This window comes from Hymenobacter terrestris, assembly GCF_013377905.1.
GTDB classification, from domain to species: domain Bacteria; phylum Bacteroidota; class Bacteroidia; order Cytophagales; family Hymenobacteraceae; genus Hymenobacter; species Hymenobacter terrestris.
This window is the reverse complement of record NZ_JABKAV010000002.1, coordinates 129273-153091: the sequence shown is the minus strand read 5'-3', so window position 1 is coordinate 153091 and position 23819 is coordinate 129273. Positions and strand designations below refer to the sequence as shown.

The window sequence follows — 23819 nt, the reverse complement described above, 5'->3', positions numbered from 1 at the left end:
ACATAGTCGGTTGGCCCCAAACGGCAGCGGCGACTACCCCCTTCGGAATAGTCGCCGCTACTGGCACTGCCGGAAACCGGAGGGGCTTAGCCCGCCACCGCCATTTTCACGTTGAAGGCGCTCGGGCCTTTCTGGCCCATCTCTACCTCGAAGGTCACTTTGTCGTTTTCCTTGATGGTGAGGCTACCCAAGTTGTTGGCGTGCACAAATACGCTCTGCTGCGTAGCCAGGTCCTTAATGAAACCGTAGCCTTTCGAATCGTTGAAGAACGTAACCGAGCCGGAACGCACCGGATCTTCCTCTTCCATGTCCTCCTGGCGGATAGCGCCAATGCGGATGCTTTCGAGCGGAATCTCCTTCTTTTTCTTGGTCGGATCCGGGGGAGTGTCCACGATGTTGCCGTTCTCGTCAACGTAAGCCATCATCTCATCGAGGCCCTGGCCCTTGCTGGAGTTGGCTAAGCGCTCCTCCTTCTTCTCCGCCTTTTCCTGGCGCTTCTTCAGTCGTTTCTTCTCGTTCTCTCTTTTGCCGAAGGTGGCCTGTGATCTACCCATATAATGTGTTTGGTTTGATGTTGGAGTCGCCCCTGCCGGACAGGAGCGAGATGTTAAAAGAAAAACCTACTGAACTGAACAGCCCCTAATCTAGCAAAGTTCCTATATTAGGACTCTGGCAAAAGGGGGCCGCAACAGCAGTGCCGGGAGGCAAATGAGCTGTGTTGCAGGAAGGCTGAGGGGCGCGGAATGAACCAGCGCGGCCGGGGCTAAGCAATACCAGCAGGGGTAAAGTTACGCCATATTTCCCGCAAAAAGAACACCCTGTGGCTATATTCCGGGCAAACCGGGATGCAACACTGCCCTGACGCTCCGGCCGCTACCGAAGAAACACGCCGGTGCCGTTGGGCTCCTAAAACGCTGATGGTATTTCGGGTGCCTGGGGCGAGTCAGGCGAGGACCAGCGCCACTACATCGGGCACTTCGCGCACCTCGCCGGGGGCCAGGCCGGCCAGGGCCAGGCCGCCAATGCCCACGCGCACCAGCCGAAGTGTGGGGAAGCCTACGGCGGCCGTCATTTTACGAACCTGGCGGTTTTTGCCTTCCGTAACCGTAATGCTCACCCAGCTGGTAGGGCCGTGCCGGTCGTCGCGGATTTTGCGGGGCCGGGGCGGCAGGTCGGGGGCTTCGGGCAGGCGGTGGGCCGCGCCGGGCAGCGTTTGGTAAGGTTGGTGCTCGACACTGATTTCGACACCGGTGCGCAGCCGAGCCAGGGCTTCTTCGGTGATGAGCCCGTCGAGCTGGGCGTAATATTCCTTCTCCACATCCTTGCGGCGGATCCGCTCACTGACCAGACCGTTGGTAGTGAGCAGCAACAGGCCCTCGCTGTGCTCATCGAGGCGGCCAACGGCCATCGTACCATCCGGGAAATCGTGCAGCTCACCCAAAAAACGCTTTTTACGCGCTTCGCGGGCATCTTCACTCCGGAACTGGCTCAGGTAGCCAAAGGGTTTGTACAGCAGAAAATGACGGTGTTCGGACACGGCCGCAAAGGTAGGCAGCCCGCCCCGGTTGCCCGCGGCCGCTACAACCCCGGTGCGTATGCTACCGTATCAGGCCCAAGTAACGCAAGTATAGCTACTAGTCTATATCCGGCTGGGTAGTTTTTCTCACCTGATCTTTCTCCGATGAATAAGTCACTGCTTCTGATTTCCGCCGCCGCCACCCTGGCCATGGCTTCCTGCAACCAGGACAAGCAGGCTGCTGTGGATGCGGCCACCACGCCCTCGACCGATACGGCCGTGGTAATGAACGAAAACATGGACTACCGGGCCGACGCTGACCGCACGGTAACCCAGATTGCGAATGACCTCGAAATCGACGACACAACCACCGTGTCGACCATTGGCCGGGGCTATTACGACCGGGGCCGCCGCTTTGCTGAGGTGAACAACCAGTACCGTACCGACACCACCGGTTTCTACGCCGCCCAGCGGGCCGTGAACGACGAAACCGATAACACGGTGAAAGGTGTGGTAAACGAGGACCAGTACGGTGTATATAGCGAGAACCGCGGCACGTACTACGCCGGTACGCCCTACACGCCCGCCCCGGCTCGCCGGGTAGCCGTAGCTGCTAAGCCCGCCGGCCCTACCATTGTAAAGCGTGAGAAGCGATTCGGTGGCGACACCAAAATCACGTACTCGAATGGTAAAGTCATTAAAATCGACAAGGATGGCGACACCAAAGTGGAGTATCCTGACGGCACTAAGGTGAAAACCGATGCCGACGATGGCGAAGTGAAGGTGAAAGACTAGTTTCGCTTTAACTCCAATACAAAAGGCCCCGCCCGGATTCACCGGGCGGGGCCTTTTGTATTGGAGTTAAATCCAGCTGCTACTCGCGCGTGAACAGGTAGCTCTTTCCGCCCTGCTGCAGGGTAAACGTGTGCCGATCCGCATCGAAATCTACAACGATGCCGGCGGGCTCGAAGGTGAACTGGGTTTTCGACTTGGCCGTAAGCGACAGGGCCTGCTGACCAGTGGCCTGGGCCAGAAGTGTGTTGCCAGCTGCGGTAACCGTGACTTTAAGCGGCATTTGGGTACTGGTGTAAGTGCCCGTTAGCGGGCCCAGGTCGGTGGCAGTAAGGGCCACCGGAGTAGCAGGGCGCAGGTCGGGCAGGCGGTAAGGCGTACCGTAATAGCTGGACAGCGCCCCGATGAGCACGTCGTTGAGTGGGAAGTTGCTACCGTTCTGGCAGTAAGCCAGCGCCAGCTTATCGGTGGGGAAGTAGATGAGGCTGGACTGGAAGGCATCGATAACTCCGCCGTGGCCGTAGCCTTTTTTGGTGCCGAATGGTATAGGCATCAGGGCCGCGCCGTAGCCGTCCTGCAAAACCATCATTTGCTCCAGGGTGGCCGGTTTCACGAGCCGCCCCCCGAATAAGCCCTCAATGAACCGCGTGAGGTCGGTGGGTGTAGACACCAGCGCTCCGGCTCCACCGGGAATGCTCATGTCCGTTTCCGGCTCGGGCTGCCAGGCGCTGCCCGACCACCTGAACGAGGCCGCTTCATGCTTTTTGGCATCAATGGGGCCACCATAGTACGTTTCCTTCAGGCCCAGCTTGCTGGTAATACGTTTTTGCAGAACCTGTTTGTAGGGCTGGCCCGTAACCTTCTCTATTATGTAGCCGAGCAGCAGGTAGTTGGTGTTGCTGTACTCAAACTTGGCCCCCGGCTCAAAATCAGGGGCCGGCTTGCTCATAATTGCCAGCATTTGGGCCTGGGTCTGCGGCTTGGCCATGTACGTTGCGTAGGCCGCGTCGCTGGTAAAGCTGTGCAGGCCGCTGCGGTGGTGCAACAACTGGTCGACGGTGATGCGGGTGGCGTTGGGCAACTGCGGAAACCAGGTGGCCAATGGCGCGTCCAGCTTTAGCTTGCCTTCTTCCACGAGCTGCATTAGCATGGTAGCGGTGAAGAGCTTGCTGATGGAGCCAATGCGGTAGCGCGTGGCCGCAGTAGCCGGCACACCCGCTTGCTCCTGCCCGAAGGCGCGGCTGTACACCACTTTGCCATCCTGCGACAACGTGAGGCTGCCCATAGCCCGGTGGTTGGCTTCGAAGCTGGTAAGCAGGCTGTCGAGCCGGGGTTGGTTGAAGCTGCCCTGAGCCAGAACGGAGCTGGCGCCAAGGCAGGCAGGTAGGAGCACTAAAGCGAGTTTGCGTAGCATAAAGCGAAGGCAATAAGGTGGAAGACGGATCAAAAGAACCAGCTATATCGGAAAAGCTGAATTATTTTCAACCATCGCCCTTATTCCTGCCCTCAACTGTCTCTGGCACCTTACTTTATCACCCCAAACCCGCGTAGCTCGGTCGCAATGCGCTGGTTCCAGCGGTTCTGGGCGGTGGCGTCGGTGCCGCCCGAAGTTTCGCGGTCGTACTGGTCCTGCAGGCGGTTCATCTCGCGGAAGGAATCCAGGTACTGCCAACCCAGAATGCTTTGGTAATCGGCCACGGTGAGGCTGTCGGGGCCCACCTTGCGCCGGAACCGCTCGGCCACCAGCCGCACAATATCGAAGTGGCGCTGCTCGTGGTTGAGGTTGTAGGCCGTGCGCTGCCCCTCGGCCACCCACGAGGAAGTGCGCACCACATACACCTGTAGCTCGATATCGAGCACTACCACACCTTGGCTCACCCGCGGCCGGGTCCGGTAGCCGAAGCTCGGGAATACGGCCGCCGCATACTGGCCTTTAGACCGGGGCATGCCCGTAAAATCGGCCCAGGCCAGCGGGCGGGCCGGGTCGTAGAACAGCGTGTCGGGCTCGGTTTGGCGGATGTCGTAGCGGAAGGTGGGCTGCACAGCCGTGGCCAGCCGGATATCGTGGGCTGCTGCCGTGGTCAGCCAGCCGTTGAAGTGACGCAAGCCGCCCAACACCGCTTGGCTCAGCGCGGTTTCTACCACGGCCCGGTTGGCGCGGGTGCGGCCGTAGCGGGCCGCGCCGCGGTATTCGGTAAGCGTACTAGTTCGGCCTTCGGCGTTGCGCCATTCAAAAGCCATGTGCAGGGCAATGGTACCATTGGCGGCACCATTCGGGCCGGGCGTTTCGCGCACCTGCAAATCCAGCGCACGCAGCGTGATGGGGTAGCGGCCGGTAGTGGCAGCCGGCAGCGTGGCGGTGGCAAACTGTTGCAGCGCCGCCGCTGTGCCGTTTCGCAATTCGACCGGCTGGGCTGCGGTTGTAGTGCCGGCCGCTGCCGTTGCGGGCAGCAGCAGCGCCACGGCTGGCCGCCCCGGCCGCTCGTCGCGCACGGCGGTAATGCTGAACAGTGCCGGCCCGAAACCGGGCGCAACGGGCCGCAGCACCAGCGGCACTTCGGACGCGGGCCGCAGTAGGTTCAGCAGCAGCAAAAACAGGTTCAGCGTAAGCGAGGTCAGCATAAGCATCTACCCCAGACACCTGCCCGCCACCACCCGTTCCACGGGCCAGGGTGGAATTTGCGGGAGAGGAGAGAGGACACAAAACGCTCGTGCCGCCGAAGGAGGAATCTGCTCCCCGCTGCTTGCGCTTTTAGCCTCCGCCCAGCCGCTGGCGGCGGTACTCGGTGGGGCTTTGGCCGGTGAACTTGCGGAAGGTTTTGTTGAAGTGCGACAGGTTATTGAACCCACAGGCGTAGCAGACTTGGGTAATGGCCAGATCGTCGTCGAGTAGTAGCCGGCAGGCCTGGCCCACGCGGTACTCCTGCACGAAGTCGGTGAGCGTGTGGCGGGTCATTTTTTTGAAGTAGCGGCAGAAAGCTGGCACCGAGAGGTAAGCCACATCGGCTACTTCCTGCACCGAGAGCGTGGCGCGCTGGTAGTGCTGCTCCACGAACTGGTATACCCGGCTCAGGCGCTGCTGTTCCTTGCCACTCAGGCCCTGGCCCCCCGTACCGGCGTGCAGCGGCTGGCAGTCGGGAGTAGGGGCGGCCTGGGCCAGCTGCTGCAGGGCCTGCAGCAGTAGCAGCAGCCGCGCGAAGGGCGGGGCCACCAGCAGCTGCCGTAGCAGCGGCCCCACTGCTTGGCGGGTAGCAGCCCCAAACGACAGCCCCTCGTGCGAACGGGCCAGCAGCTGCCGAATGGCTACCATCTCCGACCGCTCCCAGAAATCGGGCCCCAGGAAGTCGCCGCGCAGTTGCACCACAATTTCTTCGAACGGCGTGCCCACCGGCTGGCCGTAGCTGAAGGTCAGGTGGGGCAGATCGGGCCCGATAAGCACTAGTTCGCCATCTTCGAACCGCGAAATATGCTGGCCGATATGCCGCCGCCCATGGCCCCGCGGGATATACACCAGTTCGTACTCGGGGTGATAGTGCCAGAGCAGGTCGGCCTTGCTTACCTGCGTGTAGTGCAACAGCGTAAACGAGCTGTCGGCGGTTGGGTGGATGGGCTCAAATTGTAGCTTCACGGCGCAAAATGGTGCCTCAATGGCGGAATGAGAGCGTGAAGTTAACACAATTGGTCAACCAGGCACTATGAATGGCGAATAAGGCAGTAGTTATCTAGCTGAAGGTTAGTGACCTTTGTATAGTAAAATCGGCTTCGGGGCTAAACCGGGCCTATCAGGCCAGCTTTTAGGGGCTGGGCGCAGGTTTTACACTAGCATAACAACGGTGCCAGCCTGTGGCTGCGCGCCGGGCGAGGAATCTGCAACTTCCTCGCCGCCCTGGCTGGCTTAAAGGATAAGGCCAATCGGCGTGTCAGAGGTGAATAGGGTGGTGTATCCGCACCAAATATCCAGCGACTTTGGGTGGGAATTTTAGTCGCTGGCCGTTTACCGGGCCTTTCTAAGGGTCGGCAAACGCAAAAGAGGTTGAGGCTGTGGGAGCTTCAGCCTCTTTTTTTTGCCCGCTCCCGTATGAGATGGAACTCCCCCCACCTTTTTGCTCGTATTTTGGGGCCACCCAAGCTGTACCCTATGCGTTCATTCCTGCTGTGCTCGGTCCTCCTGCTGCTTTGCCTACCGAGCATCGCCTGGGCTCAGCAGCCCGACACTACTCGCATCCGCCTCGAAAACGTGGATGTTGCCCCTCTCGCCGCCGACATTTCGGGTTGGCTGCTACTCGATAAGGATATTCAGACCGAGCTGGAGGGCGCCGTTTACAACCTCTACAATTTCAAGTACGACAAGGCCGAACGGCAGTTCCGGAGCCTGCGCCGTCGCTACCCCCAGCACCCGATGCCCTATTTTCTGCTTGGGCTCAGCACCTGGTGGAAAATAATGCCCAGCAACATCACCAATAAGCAGTACGACAAGGTGTTTCTGGCCTACATGGACACGGCCGTTACCCGGGGCGAGGCCCTTTACAAGAAAGACAATAAGAACTACGAAGCCAGCTTTTTCCTGTCGGCGGCCTACGGCTTTTCGGCCCGCCTGAATGCCGAGCGCAGCAACTGGCGCAAGGCTACCGTCGAGAGCAAGCGCGCCCTCAGCTACCTCGAAAAGAGCCGCGAGGCCAACGGCCTCAGTCCCGAATTCCTGTTCGGTCAGGCCCTCATCAACTACTACGCCCCTTGGATTGCCGACAACTACCCGCTGCTACGGCCAGTGATGCTGTTTTTCCCGAGGGGCAACAAGCAGTTGGGCCTGCAGCAGCTGCGCAACGTAGCCGCAAACGGCTTTTACACCGGCCCCGAGGCCAAGGTGTTCCTGATGAAAATTCTGCAGAACCAGGAAAACAAGCCGGCCGAGGCCCTACCCATTGCCCAGCAGATGGCCACCACCTACCCCGACAACGGCTACTTCCAGCGCTTTTATGCCCTGATGAGCTATCAAGTAGGAGACCTGCGTGAGTGCGAGCGGGTGAGCCGCGACATTCTCGACAAGATAAACCGGGGGATGCCGGGCTACGAAGGCATCAGCGGGCGCTACGCCACGTTCTTTTTGGGCAGCCTGATGGAGAGCCGCTACCAGGACCTCGACAAAGCCCGCGACTATTACCAGCGCTGCGTGGTATTCTCCGAAAGCACCGGCGACAACCAGCAGGGCTTTTACCTCTACGCCCTGCTCAACCTGGCTCGCATCTCCGCCAAACAGAATAACCCCGAAGATGCCACCCGCTACTATCAGGAAGTGTTCAAGAAGGCCGACCGCAAATCGGAGGCTCAGAAAGAAGCCAAGGCCTACCTGCAGAAGAACAACAAGAAGAAAAAGTAGGGTTTCAGTGGTCAGAAAAGAACAACGTGCTTCTCTGACCACTGAAACCCTACTGCTCTTTGAACACGGTGTCGATGGCCAAGCCGGCGGCCAGAAGTAGTATGTTGGAGGCTTCCTGCTGCTCGCCCATATCGTGGATGGAAATTAGGTAGTTATCGGCCGTGGTGAACAGCTCGCGGCCCAAACCGGCCCATTTCTTTGTAACAAGGCCGATTTCCTGGCCCGTGGCGCTGACAAACTTAAAGTCCCAGCCCTTCCAATTGCCCTTTACCTCGGCTACCAGCACATCCTGCGGCGAGTACACATTAAAACCGCCGCCCAGCGTGAAGAGCTTGCTCTTGAAATAGCCTACGGGCTGGCTCTGCGCATCGTACACGTGTACTTTCGACCGCATAAACGTGAAGCTCCGCTCGATACGGAACAGCGGCGGCGCTTCGGCGTGCTCGCGTACCGTAATGGTTACCGGCAACATCTGCTTGCCCACTACCAGGCGCAGGGCCAGCACCCAACCAGGCGTGGTTTCCACGGCGTAAGCCAGCTGCTGCTGTGTTTCAGGGTCGAGGATGTCGTAGGTGTCCTTGAGCTTGAAGGCGCCCACGTGTTCGCGAATGAAGTAGCTGTTACGGTTGAGCATAAGAAGAAGGGGAAAGGAGTATTTGATGCATCGCAAGCTACGGTTTTGCCTCCTCCTTATCATATTGGGGCTGCTGGCCAGCTGAACAATTGCCAGGCTTTCGGGGTATGAACAGCCAGCGTCTTCCGCATTGGGCCGGGCGTGTTCCACCTGTTTTTATACTCCTTCTTATGGCTTCTGCTCCCACTGCCCCAGCTGCTACCCAGCTATCTATTCCTGCGCTGTTTGCCCGCCAGCGGGGCCGCGCCGAGGCCTTGCGTCGTGAGGCAGTGAGCAGCCGCGCCGCCCGTTTACGCCGCCTCGATACCTGGCTGACCGATAACCGCGACGCCATTTGCGAGGCCCTTTATACCGATTTCCGCAAGCCCGCCGTCGAAACCGACGTCACCGAAATCTGGTCGTCGCAAACGGAACTGCGCCATACCCTGAGTCATCTGGAGCAATGGGCGGCCCCGCGCCGGGTAGGCACGCCCATGGCCCTGGTGGGCACTAACGGCTGGGTGCAGGCCGAACCCAAGGGCGTTACGCTGATTATTGCGCCCTGGAATTACCCCTTTTACTTAGCTGTCGACCCGTTAATTTCGGCGCTGGCAGCCGGTAACGCGGCCATCATCAAGCCTTCGGAGATGACGCCCGCCGTGGCCGAACTACTGGCCCGCATGTGCCGCGAGTTGTTCGACGAGGCCGAGGTAGCCGTGGTGCAGGGAGACAAGGAGGTAGCCACCGAGCTGCTGAAGCTGCCCTTCGACCATATCTTCTTCACGGGCAGCCCGCAGGTGGGCAAAATTGTGATGCGCGCCGCCGCCGAGCACCTCACCAGCGTAACGCTGGAGCTAGGTGGAAAAAGCCCGGCCGTAGTCGACGAAACGGCCAACCTGCGCGACGCAGCCGAGAAAATCATCTGGGGCAAGGGGCTGAACGCGGGCCAAACCTGCGTAGCCCCCGATTATGTGCTGGTGCATGAGGCTGTGCGCGACGAGCTGGTGGCCGAAATGCGCGCCGCCACCCAGCGCTTCTACTCACCCGGGGGCCGGCCCGTCAGCGAGTCCGATTCTTTCGCCCGCATCGTAAACGACCACCACTTTGGGCGCGTGGCCGGCCTGCTCGAAGATGCCCGCCAGCAGGGTGCCGAAGTGGCATTCGGGGGCACTACCGATGCCGCCCAGCGCTTCATCGAGCCCACCGTACTGCTTGATGCGCCCGCCGACAGCCGCATTATGCAGGAGGAAATCTTCGGGCCGTTGCTGCCGGTAAGTACCTTCAGCAGCCTCTCGCGGGCCGTTGATCTGGTGAATACCCACCCCAAGCCGCTGGCGCTTTACGTATTCACGCAGGACAGGGAAAACCAGCGCTACCTGCTCCAGAACATTCCGGCCGGCGGGGCCTGCGTCAACGAAACCATCCTGCATCTGGCCCACCCCGAGCTACCCTTCGGCGGCTTCGGCAACAGCGGCATTGGCCGTTGCCATGGCCACGCCGGCTTCATGGCCTTCAGCAACGAGAAATCGGTGCTCAAGCAGCGCGTGGGTCTCACTTCTCTTAAGCCTCTGTACCCGCCTTACACCAACACGGTGAGCAAAATGGTAGGCCTGCTGCTGCGCTGGCTGTAGCCGCAAACATTTAAACCTGTCATGCCGACCAAGGAGGAATCTGGGCTAAACCATTGAAACGGTGTAGCACGGGTTCCTCCTTCGTCGGCATGACAAGTTGTGAAGATGTTATTAGTATGCAAGCCGAGTATTTTCCGAAAAAAACCCCGACCTTTTAGGACCCGCACCTAGCGGGTTTTGTCACCTGCCTCCCGTCTGCCCGCCATGCAGTTTACCGAAGCCCAGCGCACCATCTTGCGTGCCCTCGCCGATACGCTCGTTCCTGCTATGGCCCCGCCCACGGGTGCTGAGGATGCGGCATACTGGTCGCGGCGCGGCTCCGAGGGCATCGATTTGGACAAAATGGCTGAGGCGCTGTCGGCGCAGCCAGCCGGGGCGCAGCAGGAGTTCGGGCAGTTGCTGCGGCTACTCGATTCGCCCGCGCTGGGCCTGACGTGGTTCGGGCCCCTCAAACCGTTTGTAAAGCTTGATGCCGGGCAGCGCGAAAAGCTGCTGCAAAGTTGGGCTTCCTCGCAGGTCGGGCAGTTGCGGAAGGGATTCCAGGCGCTGCGCAAGCTGTGCGTGTTTCTGTATTATGGTGGTTCGCAGCCCGAAACCGCACATTTTGTGTGGGAGGCCATCGGCTACGACGGGCCCCAAATGCCGGCCGAAACCGTAGCGCCCGAACCGGCCGCCGCCCGGCCCCTGCAGACGCTACAGCCCACCCACGATATCACCTACGACTGCGACTTGCTAGTGATTGGCAGTGGGGCTGGGGGCGGGGTGGTTGCCGGCGAACTGGCCGCTGCCGGCCACGATGTGCTGGTGCTCGAAAAAGGCCCCTACTTCCATGGTACTGACTTTTCGCAGCGCGAGGTAGATATGCTGGGTCAGCTCTACGACGCCCGCGGCACGCTCGGCACCCAAGATGGCGGCGTGGCTATCCTGGCTGGCTCCTGCCTGGGCGGGGGCACTACCGTTAACTGGGCCGGCGCCTTTCGTACGCCCGACTACGTGCTGCAGGAGTGGGCCCGCGAGCATCAGGTGCCTCACTTCACGTCGATGGAGTTCAAGCAGAGCCTAGATGCGGTGAGCCGTACGCTGGGCGTGAACATTGACTACGCCCGCCACAACGGCCAGAACCAGGCGCTGCTTGACGGTTCGCGGCGGTTGGGGCAGGAGGTGAAGCTGATTCCGCGCAACGAGCGCCACCCGTCGGCCGACTGCGACGAGCATTTTGCCGGCATGGGTTACAGCTGCTTCGGCGACCGGCATAACGTGAAGCAAGGCACGCTCAATACCTATTTGCAAACTGCCTTCGAGCACGGTGCCCGGCTGCTGTGCGATACCGAGGTGGCACGCGTAACCGTAGCCCAGGGCCGCGCCACCGGGGCCGAGGCCACCTACACCGGCCCCGACGGCCGGCCGGTGCGCGTGACGGTGCGGGCCAAGCGGGTAGTAGTGGCCGGCGGAGCCGTGCAGACGCCGGCACTGCTACTGCGCAGCGGCCTGCGCCATCCGCACATGGGCCAGCACCTGCACCTGCACCCCACGGTGGTGGTTTCGGGCGTATATCCGCAGCGCATGAACTCCTGGCACGGGCCGATGATGTCGGTGGTGAATGATGGGTTTACGATGCTCGACGGCACCAACTTCGGCGCTAAAATTGAAACCCCACCCGCTCACCCCGGCCTGATGAGCATGGTGATGCCCTGGCTGTCGGGCCGCCAGCACAAGGAGTTGATGCACGAGGCGGCCTATATTGGCTCGTTTATCGTGCTCACCCGCGACCGGGATGGCGGCCGGGTTTCCGTTGACAAAAACGGCCAGGCCCTCATCGACTACTCGCTCAGCGACTTCGACCGGCACAACATGCTGCGCGGGGTGCGCGCCGCCGCCGAAATACAGGTGGCTGCCGGGGCCCGCACGGTGCTGCTGCCCCACGGCACGCTGCCACTGCTGCACGCTGAAAACGGCCGTCTCCTCAACCCCGCAGTGCTCGAAGGGCTGCCTGACCTCAGCTGGAAAGCCAACCAATTCGGCCTCTACAGCGCCCACCAGATGAGTACCTGCCGCATGGGCGGCGACCGGGCCACGCATCCGGCCAGCCCCAGCGGCGAGCTGTACGAATTGAAGAACCTATTTGTGGCCGACGGCTCGGCCTTCCCGGCCTGCAGCGGCGTCAACCCCATGCTCACCATCATGGCCCTGGCCCACTACACAGCCCAGCAGCTTAAGGCTGGATGAGTGGATAGTGGAGCACGTCATTCAGAGCGCAGCGAAGAATCTCGCGTGTATCCGTGGTACGGCAACCGCGCAACAAAAGTACGCGAGATTCTTCGCTGCGCTCTGAATGATGATCTGCGCTAGCCACTGAAATCAGACCCGAAGGGGCTTTTCGCGTAGGTAGGATTTTCGCTCCCTGAATTCCTCCTTTATGACTTTCCGTATTCCTTTGGCGATGGTGCTGGCGGCTGGTTTGCTGGGCAGCGCCTGTGCGCGCCGGCCGGCTACCGTGGCTACCAGCACCACTGCGGCCCCCGTCAAATCGGGCCGCGAGGTGCGGGCCGAAGCCAAGGCCGTAGCCGCCGCGCCGCCCGCCGCCCGCGACCTGACCGATGTGCTAACTGAGCAGCTGAATCTGACCGACGAGCAGCGCAGCAGCGTGCGGAAGATTTTTACCAGCACCCTCGCGCAGGCCAAGCAGGCCCAGGAGCGCCTCAAAACCGACCGCCCGGCACTGCTGGCCGAGTTGAAAAGTATCAACGCTACTTCTGACCGCGAACTGCAGCAGGTACTCAGCCCCGAGCAATATCAGCAGTTGAAAGCCAAGCAGAAGCAGGTGCAGGAGCAAATGCGGGCCCGCAAAAAGTAGCCGTCACTAATCCGCTTTTTCCACTGCACGCCCCTTATGTCCGCGTCCCTCGTTCAAACGCCCGAAACCACTCACCGCATCCGGTTCCAGGACTGCGACATGCTCGGCCACCTCAACAACGCCCGCTACCTCGACTATTTCCTCAATGCCCGCGAAGAGCACGCCCTGCAGCACTACGCACTGAATCTGGGCCAGCAGGCGCAGGAACAGGCCGCTGGCTGGGTGATTACCAAGCACCATATTGCCTACCTGCGGCCCGCCCGTCACGCCGAAACGGTGCACATCCGTACGCAGCTCATCCATTTCGATAATTCGAACCTGGTGGTGGAGATGCAGATGCTGCGCGAAGACGACCTGCAGTTGAAAGCCCTGTTGTGGTCGGAAATGACGCTGGTGCGCCTGCCGAGCGGCACCCGCACCGAGCACTCGCCTGCCCTGATGGAGCTACTCGAACAGCTCGATGTGAACGAGGTGGAATACGAGCCCGACGGATTCGATGAGCGGGTTCGGGAGTTGCGCAAACACTTTAAAAGTGTCCGCAAAGGCGAAGGCTGACGGTCAGGAGGAGTAAGTCTAGGCCAAAATCCTACTCAACCTCCGGCCGCAGCAGCCGTTAGAGAAGAACCGAAGGCGCCCGGCGCTTTCGGTTTTTTATTTTTCTACCATAATCCCAATTCACGATGAGTATTCTTGGAAGCGACGCCCTCAAGGGCAAAAAAATAGCCATTATTGCTACCGACGGTTTCGAACAGTCGGAGCTTGAGAAGCCCAAAAAATACCTTGAAGCCGAAGGTGCCGAAGCGCACGTTATTTCGCTGAAAAGCGGCTCGATTAAGGGCTGGGACGAGAAGGACTGGGGCGACAAAGTAGATGTGGACAAGGTAATCGGCGACGTAAAAGTGGCCGACTACGATGCCCTGGTGCTGCCCGGCGGCCAGATGAACCCTGATGTGCTGCGTACCAAGCCGGAGGTAGTGAGCTTCGTGAGCGAGTTCGTGCGCTCGGGCAAGCCCGTAGCCGCCATCTGCCACGGCCCCTGGGTGCTGATTGAAGCCGACGTGGTGCGCGGCAAAAAAGTCACCAGCTGGCCCAGCCTCCAGACCGATATTAAGAACGCCGGTGGTCACTGGACCGACGAAACCGTGGTAGTCGATGGCAACCTCATCACCAGCCGCAACCCCCAGGATATCCCCAACTTCAACGAGAAGATCAAGGAAGCCCTAACCGGGAAAAAGTAGCATAAGCTTAACCGTCTGTCAACCTGACGAACGAAGGACCTCATCCCGCTAAGAAGAACCATTTATACGGCCTTTTTAGCGGGATGAGGTCCTTCTTTCGTCAGGTTGACAGAGAGTTTGCCGACTGCTTACAAAGTAAAAAGAACGTCATGCTGAGCGGAGCCGAAGCATCTCTACCGTTTCTTCGTTGCAATGTTCATCCAACGAGGCGGTAGAGATGCTTCGGCTCTGCTCAGCATGACGTTTCATTGATATCACTGAGTTCTAAACAGTTTTTATTGCACCAGTTGCACCGCAAACTGGTGGTAGATGAAATAGAAGGCCAAATCGAAAAAGAACAGGAAGCCGCCCTGTAGCCACAGCGAGCGGGCATAGCCGCGTAGGCGTTCAGGCCGCTCGGCGGTGTCGGCGCGGCGGTGCAGCCAAAGGCCGATAAACAGGTAGCCCACATCGAGGGCCGCGTTGACCAGCAACAGGTTCTCGAAACGGGCCTGGGCCGCCTGGCTTTCGGTGAATGAGAGGCCGGCTACGCCCCAGGGGTTGGCCTGTAAAACGCCCCACACGGCCAGCAGCGTGTTTACCACATTCCAGGCCACGTTCATGAAGTGGAAGTGGTGCGCTTCGGTACGCGCATCGGTGCGCGCCACATAATAACCGCTGACGACCAGATTAAGCAGTGCCCATACTCCGAGCAGCACCATGCCGCGCTCGGCCATCAGCTCGCGGGCATGGTTGAGGGCAGGTAAATCGGCAATGGGGAGCGGCATACGGCAGAAGTAGAAAAACGCAAAAGAGGAAGCCCGCAGGCTTCCTCTTTGTTTGGTTCAGGTAAAGGACGGTTAGCGGTTGAAACCAATGCCAATGTATACCTGGAACGCCCCATTTTTGATGTTATCAAGCGACTGGGCCGCTGTGGTACGAGGGTCCTCAATAATGTCGTTGAAGCCGGCTACGTAGCGGCCTCCTATGCGGGCCGGGCCCACGCGGGCCTCTATGCCGGTAGCCAGACCGTAGTCGAGGCTTTTGTAGGCGTAGTCGAATTTGCCGTCCTGGTTGGCCAGTTTGCGTTCCACACCGTTTTCACGCACTTTGGTCAGGAGTGAAACCTGCGGGCCGGCATGGATGCTTACGTTATCGAGAATGTTGTACACCAGAAGCACGGGCACCTGGAGGTAGTCGAGGCGGGTGTCGTAAGCTCCGTTTACATTGGGGTTGAGGCCGTTGTTGCCGGCAAAACCCTGGCGGCTGTACAGCAGTTCGGGCTGAATAGAGAACTTGTTGCTGAAGCCATACTGGGCGTATACACCAGCATGAAAGGTGTTATAAACACCTTCTTCGGAGTAGTTCTTCTTGTCGTCGCCGCGGAAGTGAGCGGCCGTGAAACCACCTTTAATACCAAAGCCGGTGTTGCGCGAGTCGGAGCCGCCGGAAGTCGCCGGGTAGTCGGTTGAAGAACGGACGCCGTCGGGGCCGGTGGTTTGCGCCAGGGCCGGCAAGCTGAGGAGCAGGCCCGTGGCCAGGGTCAGCGGAAGGGTAAGATTTTTCATGAGAGAGTCGAGAATAGTAAAAGTGGAACCAAGCAGCGCCACTACAGGGCCGGCCGCTCTAGTAGCCCTATACTGCCTCATGCAACGAAGGTTACACTTCAGCAGGGGGGCAAACCTTAATTTTATACGCCGGGCAGCTGGGTTTACCGGGGGGCTAGGCTATCTTTGGCCTCTGCAGCTGCCGTCAGGCAGATTCTGCCGAAAATACTCAGGGGTGTTAGCTCAGTTGGTTCAGAGCACTACCTCGACAAGGTAGGGGTCATCGGTTCGAGCCCGATACGCCCCACAAAAGCTCGATAAACACAAAAATAACCGCCCTTACCCGGCGGTTATTTTTGTGTTGAGACAGTGGCGAGCAAAGCCACTGCAGCCGAAGTAGCGCGTTGCCGGTTAACCGACAGTGCTCGTAGTCGCCGCATCGTTGGCTGAAGCGGGTACGCCTTTCCTGCATCATTTCTTCCAGCTCCGCGCATGCTTTCTATTGCCTGGCACCCCGTTTACGCCCATCCGCTGCCGGCCAGCCACCGCTTTCCCATGCTCAAGTACGAGTTGCTGCCCGAGCAGCTGCTGCGTGAGGGAACGGTGCCCGAATCGGCCTTTTTTGCGCCCCAGCCGCCGCCGGAAGCTGATATTCTGCGGGTGCATGACGCGAACTATTTCCGCCGCCTAAAGGCCGGTGAGCTGAGCCGGCAGGAGGAGCGGGCCACCGGCTTTCCCTGGAGCACAGAGCTAATTACCCGCGAAACGACTATTCTGGGCGGTACGTTGGAGTGCGCCCGCCGGGCTCTGGCCAGCGGTGGAGTAGCCCTCAATATTGCCGGCGGTACGCACCACGCTTTCCGCGACCGGGGCGAGGGGTTCTGCCTGCTCAACGACCAGGCGGCTGCCGCCGCCTACCTGCTGGCGCATCCCGCATTAGGCGTGCGCCGGGTGCTCATCATCGACCTCGATGTACATCAGGGCAACGGTACGGCCGCTATTTTCGCTCACGAGCCGCGCGTATTCACGCTCAGCGTGCACGGTGCCCGCAACTACCCTCACCGTAAGGAGCAATCGGACCTCGACCTACCCCTTCCCGACGGCACCGACGACACGACTTACCTGGCCCTGCTACGCAATACGCTGCCCCGCTTGTTAGCCGAGTACCAGCCCGATTTCGTGTTTTATCTGGCCGGCGTAGATGTGCTGGCCACCGATAAGCTGGGCCACCTAGGCCTGAGCCGCGAAGGCTGCCGCCAGCGCGATGCCTACGTGCTCGGCCTCTGCCACCAGCACGGCCTGCCGGTAGTCGTGTGCATGGGTGGCGGCTATTCGCCCGGCATCATCGACATCGTAGAAGCGCACGCCAACACGTTTCGGGTAGCCGCCGATTTGTGGGGCTGATTATCAGAGTGTAGTTGATAGTGAACGTTAAAAGAACGTCATGCTGAGCGGAGTCGAAGCATCTCTACCGCTTCGTTGGATTACCATTGCAACGAAGCGGTAGAGATGCTTCGGCTCCGCTCAGCATGACGTTCTGCACTGATGCAATAATGGCTTAAGCACTACGCACTGATAACCAACTGCCACCGGAAGGCCCAGCGCCAGCGCAGGGTGTAGTTCTGAATGCCAGCGGCGGCCAGCAGGGCTTCCAGCTCGGGGCGGGTGAAAGCGCGGGCGACTGACAGCGGTGCATCATGCTGCACGAGACGCGAACCGCCCAGCAGCCGCGTGAGCCAACGGATGCTGTGGTAGGCCAGCGGGTGGCGGTGCAAGTCGTTGATGATGACGGCCAGCCCGGCTTGCCGGTGCCACTGGGCCAGCATCTGCACCAGCTGCGCATCGGAGAAGTGGTGGCAAAACAGGCTGGCCGTAAGAATATCGAAGGACTGGCTGGCGAAATCGGGAGCGAAGATGTCGGCCTGCTGGAAGCTGATTTCGGGGTAGGCCTGGGCTTTGGCGGCCGCGTAGTCGAGCATGAATGCGTTGGCATCAATGCCAACCAGTTCTACGGGCACTTGGTGGCGGCGGGCCCAGCGGGCAATCTGACGGAGCGTGTCGCCACCGCCGCTGCCCAAGTCGGCGATGCGCAGGGGCCGGTCGGCCGGGAACCGGGGCCGCAGGCGCGCCAGCGCGTCGAGCACCGGGGCATAGCCGCCGAGCCAGGTATTCACGGTTTCCAGCTCGTCGAGGTTCTGCCGCAGCTCATCAGTAGCCAGCGTCAGGTCGTCCATCAGCTCCTCCTGCTCCGAGCGGGCGCGTAAGTCGGGCATGTTGTTAGCTGGGAACTTGCAGCGAATAGCTGTTAGCTCTTGTATTGTGGATCAGTTGAATGGGATTACGGCAGCTGGCCGGCCGGAAGTCGGTATAGGCAGCGCTTAAGTGGCTAAGGCTACAGCCCGGGGCTGCTGTGCTTTGTTCTTCATTTCCGCACTTTGCGCAGTATTCCCCACGTTCTCTGAGGCTACTGTCAGCAACATGGCTTCCAGGGTGAGGCCGGGGCCGAAGGCGAAGCTGAGCACGGGCGCTCCGTTGTCGGCGGCCGTCAGCTCGCCCATCAGCCGGGCCAGCACAAATAGCACCGTCGCCGACGACATGTTGCCGTACTCGCGCAGCACGGCGTAGGCGTAGCGGTTGTCGTGGGAACTCAAACCCAGTGCCTGCTCGATGGATTCGAGGATTTTGCGGCCCCCGGGATGGATGGCAAACGCACGGATATCGGCCAGCTCAACCGGCAAATCAGCCAGCAGGCGCTGCGTCAGCTGCCCGATGCCGTCCTGAATCATGCGCGGCACATACGACGAAAGCGTCATTTCGAAGCCAAAATCGTTGATGTGCCAGGCCATATCGGCGTGGCCGTTGGGCTCCAGGTCGCAGTGGAAAGCCGTAAGGGCCAAGCTGGGCTGGTGCGCGGCCGGCGTACTCTGCACGAGTACGGCCGCCGCTCCGTCGCCGAACAGGGCATTCGACACTAAGTGGTCGTCTTCGGGGCTTTTCTGAAAGTGCAGCGTGCATAGTTCCACGCATACTACCAGCACCCGTGCCTGGGGCGAGGCCCGGCAGAACGCGTCGGCCAGTTTCAGACCATTTACGGCCGCGTAGCAGCCCATAAAGTTCACGCAGGTGCGCTGCACGTGGCCTGGCAGGCCCAGCGCGCCCACCAGCTCAATGTCGAGGCCCGGCGCGTACATGCCCGTGCAGCTTACCGTAATCAGATGGGTAACCGTGCTTAGCTCTACCTCTGGCAGCTGCGCCAGGCAGGCCTCTACGGCCTCTACGGCCAGCGGCAGCGCAAAGCGGCGGTACTCGGCCATGCGCCGGCCAACTGCCGGAAAGGGCTCCAGACCCGGCGTATTCGGGAAAAATTCAAACTCTCCGTTCACCCGCGCGTAATCGGGCAGCACCGAGTAGCGGTGGCCGATACCCGATACTCGGTACAGGGCGCGGAGCTTACGGGTAGCGCGCTCGTCAAACTCCAGGGCGGCGGCCATGAAGTCGGCAATCTGCGTTTGCGGAATACGGTGGGGCGGATTGGCGGTGCCAATAGCACACAAATAACTACTCATCGGGGCAGTTTACGTAAAAATCGTGCCGCTTGGGTTACAGCTTTATGATGATTGGACTTAGTGGCGAGCGGAACGAACGTTGGGCGTCAGTTCTAGCAGCCTAAAATTCGGCCCCATGCGTGCGGCGCATCAGGGCGCGTACGGCCCCGGGCCAGCGGCGCAGGCCGCGCACCGCCATTTCGCTGAGCAGGGGTTGGCCAAACAGGCGCTGCACAGCGCGGCCTACCTGTAGCCGTTGGCCAAAATGAGCTTGCCAGTCGGTGGTGTAGGCGGCTTCCAGCTGCGGGCGGCTCAGGTGGCCCCGCAGAAAACCGCTGGTGTGGGTGGCGGCCAGGCTGGCCCCATGAATGGCCATGGCCATGCCGTTGCCGCAGAGTGGGGTAATCAGGCCGGCGGCGTCGCCGGCCAGCAGGGCGTGGCGCTCCAGGCAGGTTTTGGGGGCGAAGGAAATTTCGTTGATAACCTCGGGCTGCGGATACAGCACCTCGGCCGTTTCCAAAATATGGCGCAGGTGGGGGTTGCGGGCCAGTACGTTGGCCTCCAGCTGCGCAATGGTGCCGTGGGCCTTCAGGTTGCGGCGGGTGGTGAGGTAGCAGAAGCAAAACTTGTCGTCCTCGATGGCCGAAATGCCCGCGTAGCCGTCGGCGAAGTTGTGCAGCGCAATCAGGTCGCGCGGCATATCGGGGTAGCGCAAATGGTACTTCACGCCCATGTAGGGCGAGCGTTGCGTGAAGAAGGGCCGTTCCAGCTGCCGGTCGAGGGCGCTGCGCTTGCCGTAGGTGCCGATAACCACCCGGGCCGGCAGGCTGCGGCCGTCGGAGAGCAGCACGGCGTGGGTGTCGGTGGCCGGGTCAAACTCCACATCGGCCACGGTGGCGTGCAGCACCGTAACGCCCGCGGCTAGCACCTGGTGGTACAAAAACTCGTCGAGCACGTAGCGGCTGATGCCGAAGCCGCCCAGATCGAGCGGGGCATTCAGCAGCTGGCCGGCCGGCGAGCTAACCTGAAACCGGGTGATGCGGGCCGGGGCCAGCGCGGCCGGGTCGGACCCGAGCCGGCGCAGGTAGGGCAATACTTCGTTCGATACGTACTCGCCACACACCCGATGGAAGGGATATTGCCGCCGCTCAACCAGCGTAACGGCGTGGCCGCGCCGCCCCAGGTCGAGAGCCGCACACAGGCCACCCAATCCTCCACCAATAATGATAACGTCCAACTTATTTCGGTGGCTAAATGCGTGAGAGAAAACGGTTAGCAAATCTATTCATCGACGATGTGTACTATTTTATGGATTTACAAGAATGAGCGAGTATTTTTGTTAACCTAAATTTCTCCCCGGTCGTTTAGTACTAGTCAACCCGAAGCTGTTTCGGGTTCATCCCATTGAGGCACTATATGCTGACACTCCTACGTATTCTTTTGCTGGTTCTGTTAACTACTGTAGCCGTGCCGGGCCTCTTGGCACCGGCTCAGGCCCAGCCACCCGGTAAAGCGCCCGTTGCCGCCGAAGAAAAGGCCCTAACGGTGTATCCCAACCCCAGCACCGGCATCGTGCATATCAACATCAACGGCTTCGAGGGGCGTAAGCTGGAGCTGCGCGTACTCAACGTCATCGGTACGGTTATGTACCGCGAGTCGCTCACGGAGCTACGCGACCGGTACAGCCGCACCCTCGACCTGAGCAAATTCGCCAACGGCCTCTACTACGTAAAGCTGGAGGCCGACAACGCCAGTGAGATGCGCAAGCTCGTAATTCGCTAGCATACGGCCTGCTTCTCTCAAGATAGAAGGATAAAAAAAGGTCTCTGCCGTAGCAGAGACCTTTTTTTGGCTATACCAATGCTGGGGCTACTTGTCGTTGCGCACGGGTACAGTTTGCGGCTGAATCATGGCTTTGAGGTTGTCGATAGTATCAAAAGCCAGCAGAGCAGTAGCAAGGGCAATGCCCAGAAAAATCAGGAAGGCAGTCATAAAAAGGGGAGGAAATGAAGAAATAATCCGGCTTGCTGCCCCAGCCGGTCCCAAAGGGTCGTCCAGTGGCGTTGCCGCACTCATCTCTAACCCGAAACACGCTACCTAAGTTGCAGTATAATTATGTGCTTGCCTTTACAGGCTACGCCAACGACGCAGTGCTAGTATCGCCGACGGGCCTGACCTAAGCCGGAAATTCCTCCTGTAGCAGCCGGACTACCTCGTCAACCGTAACGCGTACCTGCCCCACGAGCCGGACCAGCCCAGGCCAATCGGGCGGAGTAAGGCCGGTGGCCACGGCTTCCAGCGCCAGCAACACAGGGCGCAGGCTGGACAGCTGCAGGCCTTCGATGGAGCTTTTGAGGAAGTGAGCTGCCGCCGCCAGCTCGGTGGGCTGCCGCTGCTGTAAGTGCCGCTCCAGCCGGGTTACGGCCGGAGGGGTGGTTTCGATGAACAGGGTCACCAGCCGCCGCACAAATGCCTCATCGTTGCCCGCGAGGCGCTTTATCGATGCCAGGTTATACAGCGGAGGATGACCGGCAGCCGGAGCAACCGGCTGGGTGGCCGCCGGTTCCGGGGGAGTTGGCTGGGCAGGACGACGGGCATCTGCAGCCGATGAGAGTCCTAGCAAGTCAATGAGCAGGGCAAATAGGGCTTGCTCGCGGAAAGGTTTGGCCAGGTAGCCATCGAGGCCGGCGGCGCGGTAGCGCTCGGCGTCGCCGGGCATGGCGTGGGCCGTGAGGGCAACTACGGGCGTGGCGGCGCGTGCCGGGTCGGGGTGCTGGCGTAGCAGTCGCGTCGTCGCCACGCCATCGAGCCCCGGCATCTGAATGTCCATGAGCACCACTGCGTACTGGTGCTTCCGGAACAGCGTCAGCGCCGCATTGCCTGACGAGGCCGTGTCGGTTACCACGCCCCAGCCGCGCAGCATGGTTTGCATCAGTAGTTGGTTTACGGCGTTGTCTTCGGCCAGCAGTATGCGGTAGCCGCGCAGCCGTTGGTAGTTGGGGGCCAGATCTGGCGGTATGGGTGGGGCCGCCGGGGCTGGAGCCAGAGTGAGCATGAAGCGAAACGTGCTGCCCCGGCCCGGCTCGCTGCTGGCCGTCAGCTTACCGCCCTGCAACTCTACCAGACCCCGCGAAATACTCAGTCCCAGCCCCGAGCCGCCGAACTCGCGGGCCGTGCTGGCAGACGCCTGGGTGAAGGGCTCGAACAGCTCGCGCAGCTGCTCGGGGGCAATGCCGATGCCCGTATCGAGCACCGAAAACCGGTATTGCGGCGCGGCGGAGGTGGGGTTAAAGCACTCATAGGTAAGCAGCACTTGTCCCTTGAGCGTAAACTTTACGGCGTTGCCGAGCAGGTTGAGCAATACCTGCCGGAGCCGGTGAGGGTCGCCGAGTACGCGGGCCGGACCGGCTCCGGCGGGCGGCAGTTGCAGGCGCAGGCTAATGCCCTTGGTTGTGGCCGTAGGCAGCAGGGCCTGGCAGCTGGCCCGTAGTACCTGCTCCAGATCGAAGGGCACATGTTCGAGCCGCATCCGGCCCGCGCCCAGTTGAGCCATATCCAGCACGTCGTTGATGAGCACCAATAGGTTATCGGCCGAGTCCTGCACGTGGCCAAGCAGAAGCTGCTGCTCGTCGGTGAGTGGGGTTTTGGCCAGCAGCCCGGTGAGTCCCACAATACCGTTAAGCGGGGTCCGGATTTCGTGGCTCATGTTGGTGAGAAAGGTCTGGCGAGCCTGCGCATTCTGCTCGGCGGCTTCCTTGGCTTTCTCCAGCGCCTGCTGGGTGTGCTTGAGCTCGGTAATGTCGTTATCCACTCCCAGCACCTGCACGGTGCCATCGGTGAGCACGAATGGGCGCTTGACCGTGCGGAACCAGCGGATGTTGCCCTGCCCATCCGTCAGGGGAGCTTCTTCGTCTATTTCATGCTCCGAGCTAATCACCTGCCTGTCTTGGCGGCGGTACTGGGCCATGCTCGGAAAGCGGGCCTCCAGCTCGGGCAGCGTGGCCCGGAGCAGCTCCTCGTGCGAGAGATGGTAGAAGCGGGCAGTGGCTTCATTGGCCAGCACGTAATTACCCTTTCTGTCTTTGAGATAAATCAGATTGGGTACTGTGTCAATCACCTGCCGGAACAGGCGGTTCTGTTCGGCCAGGCGGCGGTTGGCCGAGCGGCGCTGCTCATCGGCTATTTTCCAACGGGTTATGTCTTCGGCATTGCTCAGCACCTGCGTAACGCAGCCCCGCGCATCGCGGGCATAAGCCGTGCTGGTCAGCCGCAGCCAGCGCGTAATGCCGGTAGGGTGCCGCATCGTATAGTCGAAGGAGAGCAGCTTGCCATCGGGCAGGGCCTCTGCCTCGCGGTAATGGCGGCGCAGCCCTTCGGCCTCGTTGGTGGGCATCAGCACCTCCAGCACGCGCGGGCCCATGGCCCGTAGTTCGGCGGCCGGGTAGCCCATTTGGGTTTCGGCCACGCGGTTGCAGTAGTGCAGGCTGCTGGAGGGCAGGTCGTAGACGAGTATAAAGCTTGGCAGCGCGTCGTAGAGGTGGGTAGCGGCTTCGGCCCGCTCGGTAGCAGCCGCCAGTTGCTGGCGCAGGCTTTCCAGCTGCTGGCGGGCCTGCCGGAGCTGCCGGGCCTGCTGCCGATACCGGATAGAGTCCATGATAGATGAAGCTGATGAAAATCAGTTGCTGACCGGCAGCGGCCAAAGCCGGCCTGGCAGTTTGGCCACTGCT

General features: G+C 60.7%; 22 protein-coding genes and 1 tRNA gene. 10 read left to right on the top strand and 13 right to left on the bottom strand.

The annotated features are described in order from the left end of the window. Positions 1-86: 86 nt before the first annotated feature. Together HW556_RS01485 and HW556_RS01480 are read right to left on the bottom strand one after the other, a co-directional pair. The gene (locus HW556_RS01485; RefSeq protein ID WP_176897311.1) at positions 87-554 is read right to left on the bottom strand and encodes a cold-shock protein; all 468 of its coding nucleotides are present in this window, start codon (positions 552-554) and stop codon (positions 87-89) included. A 389-nt stretch (positions 555-943) separates the two neighbouring features. Next, entirely contained in the window at positions 944-1537 is a 594-nt protein-coding gene (locus HW556_RS01480; RefSeq protein WP_176897310.1) for a pseudouridine synthase, read from the bottom strand. A 144-nt stretch (positions 1538-1681) separates the two neighbouring features. On the opposite strand from HW556_RS01480, the gene HW556_RS01475 reads away from it, so the two are divergent. Further along, entirely contained in the window at positions 1682-2311 is a 630-nt protein-coding gene (locus HW556_RS01475; protein ID WP_176897309.1) for a T-complex 10 C-terminal domain-containing protein, read from the top strand. 79 nt (positions 2312-2390) lie between these two features. On the opposite strand, the gene HW556_RS01470 is transcribed toward HW556_RS01475, so the two are convergent. From HW556_RS01470 to HW556_RS01460, 3 genes are all read right to left on the bottom strand, one after another. After that, the gene (locus HW556_RS01470; protein ID WP_176897308.1) at positions 2391-3722 is read right to left on the bottom strand and encodes a serine hydrolase domain-containing protein; all 1332 of its coding nucleotides are present in this window, start codon (positions 3720-3722) and stop codon (positions 2391-2393) included. A gap of 110 nt (positions 3723-3832) precedes the next feature. After that, positions 3833-4930, bottom strand: a complete 1098-nt coding sequence (locus HW556_RS01465; RefSeq protein WP_176897306.1) for a hypothetical protein — start codon at positions 4928-4930, stop codon at positions 3833-3835. Positions 4931-5060: 130 nt separating this feature from the next. Beyond that, positions 5061-5936: an AraC family transcriptional regulator gene (locus HW556_RS01460; protein WP_176897304.1), complete on the bottom strand. Its 876-nt coding sequence runs from the start codon at positions 5934-5936 to the stop codon at positions 5061-5063. 510 nt (positions 5937-6446) lie between these two features. On the opposite strand from HW556_RS01460, the gene HW556_RS01455 reads away from it, so the two are divergent. Beyond that, on the top strand, positions 6447-7685 hold the full coding sequence (locus tag HW556_RS01455) for a tetratricopeptide repeat protein (RefSeq protein ID WP_176897302.1): 1239 nt from the start codon (positions 6447-6449) through the stop codon (positions 7683-7685). 49 nt (positions 7686-7734) lie between these two features. Here HW556_RS01455 and HW556_RS01450 read toward each other — a convergent pair whose 3' ends face one another. Beyond that, a complete protein-coding gene (locus tag HW556_RS01450; protein WP_176897300.1) occupies positions 7735-8319 on the bottom strand; it encodes a phospholipid scramblase-related protein in 585 nt (194 codons plus the stop codon). A gap of 170 nt (positions 8320-8489) precedes the next feature. Here HW556_RS01450 and HW556_RS01445 point away from each other — a divergent pair, with 170 nt between their 5' ends. From HW556_RS01445 to HW556_RS01425, 5 genes are all read left to right on the top strand, one after another. Continuing rightward, positions 8490-9929: an aldehyde dehydrogenase family protein gene (locus HW556_RS01445; RefSeq protein ID WP_176897298.1), complete on the top strand. Its 1440-nt coding sequence runs from the start codon at positions 8490-8492 to the stop codon at positions 9927-9929. A 177-nt stretch (positions 9930-10106) separates the two neighbouring features. Continuing rightward, on the top strand, positions 10107-12155 hold the full coding sequence (locus HW556_RS01440) for an FAD-dependent oxidoreductase (protein ID WP_176897296.1): 2049 nt from the start codon (positions 10107-10109) through the stop codon (positions 12153-12155). A 190-nt stretch (positions 12156-12345) separates the two neighbouring features. Continuing rightward, entirely contained in the window at positions 12346-12783 is a 438-nt protein-coding gene (locus HW556_RS01435; RefSeq protein WP_176897295.1) for a hypothetical protein, read from the top strand. Between the two features lie 36 nt (positions 12784-12819). Then, positions 12820-13338 carry an acyl-CoA thioesterase gene (locus tag HW556_RS01430; RefSeq protein ID WP_176897293.1) on the top strand — a complete coding sequence of 173 codons (519 nt, stop codon included), beginning with the start codon at positions 12820-12822 and terminating at the stop codon, positions 13336-13338. A gap of 125 nt (positions 13339-13463) precedes the next feature. Then, positions 13464-14021, top strand: coding sequence for a type 1 glutamine amidotransferase domain-containing protein (locus HW556_RS01425; RefSeq protein WP_176897291.1), 558 nt, complete (start codon positions 13464-13466; stop codon positions 14019-14021). Positions 14022-14296: 275 nt separating this feature from the next. Here HW556_RS01425 and HW556_RS01420 read toward each other — a convergent pair whose 3' ends face one another. Continuing rightward, on the bottom strand, positions 14297-14788 hold the full coding sequence (locus HW556_RS01420) for a DUF6992 family protein (RefSeq protein WP_176897290.1): 492 nt from the start codon (positions 14786-14788) through the stop codon (positions 14297-14299). Positions 14789-14860: 72 nt separating this feature from the next. Then, complete coding sequence (locus HW556_RS01415; RefSeq protein WP_176897288.1) at positions 14861-15568, bottom strand: porin family protein; 708 nt, start codon at positions 15566-15568, stop codon at positions 14861-14863. A 211-nt stretch (positions 15569-15779) separates the two neighbouring features. Here HW556_RS01415 and HW556_RS01410 point away from each other — a divergent pair. Further along, positions 15780-15854 (top strand) — tRNA-Val (locus tag HW556_RS01410). Positions 15855-16039: 185 nt separating this feature from the next. Next, positions 16040-16951, top strand: coding sequence for a histone deacetylase family protein (locus HW556_RS01405; protein ID WP_176897286.1), 912 nt, complete (start codon positions 16040-16042; stop codon positions 16949-16951). Positions 16952-17112: 161 nt separating this feature from the next. Here HW556_RS01405 and HW556_RS01400 read toward each other — a convergent pair whose 3' ends face one another. From HW556_RS01400 to HW556_RS01390, 3 genes are all read right to left on the bottom strand, one after another. Beyond that, entirely contained in the window at positions 17113-17820 is a 708-nt protein-coding gene (locus HW556_RS01400) for a methyltransferase domain-containing protein (RefSeq protein WP_176897283.1), read from the bottom strand. A gap of 105 nt (positions 17821-17925) precedes the next feature. Beyond that, on the bottom strand, positions 17926-19113 hold the full coding sequence (locus HW556_RS01395) for a type III polyketide synthase (RefSeq protein WP_176897281.1): 1188 nt from the start codon (positions 19111-19113) through the stop codon (positions 17926-17928). A gap of 100 nt (positions 19114-19213) precedes the next feature. Next, positions 19214-20329, bottom strand: coding sequence for an NAD(P)/FAD-dependent oxidoreductase (locus HW556_RS01390; RefSeq protein ID WP_176897279.1), 1116 nt, complete (start codon positions 20327-20329; stop codon positions 19214-19216). Between the two features lie 203 nt (positions 20330-20532). Here HW556_RS01390 and HW556_RS01385 point away from each other — a divergent pair, with 203 nt between their 5' ends. Further along, complete coding sequence (locus HW556_RS01385; protein ID WP_176897277.1) at positions 20533-20874, top strand: T9SS type A sorting domain-containing protein; 342 nt, start codon at positions 20533-20535, stop codon at positions 20872-20874. An 87-nt stretch (positions 20875-20961) separates the two neighbouring features. On the opposite strand, the gene HW556_RS18790 is transcribed toward HW556_RS01385, so the two are convergent. After that, complete coding sequence (locus HW556_RS18790) at positions 20962-21084, bottom strand: hypothetical protein (protein ID WP_262889979.1); 123 nt, start codon at positions 21082-21084, stop codon at positions 20962-20964. A 184-nt stretch (positions 21085-21268) separates the two neighbouring features. Further along, positions 21269-23746, bottom strand: a complete 2478-nt coding sequence (locus tag HW556_RS01380) for a PAS domain-containing hybrid sensor histidine kinase/response regulator (RefSeq protein WP_176897275.1) — start codon at positions 23744-23746, stop codon at positions 21269-21271. Positions 23747-23819: the final 73 nt, after the last annotated feature.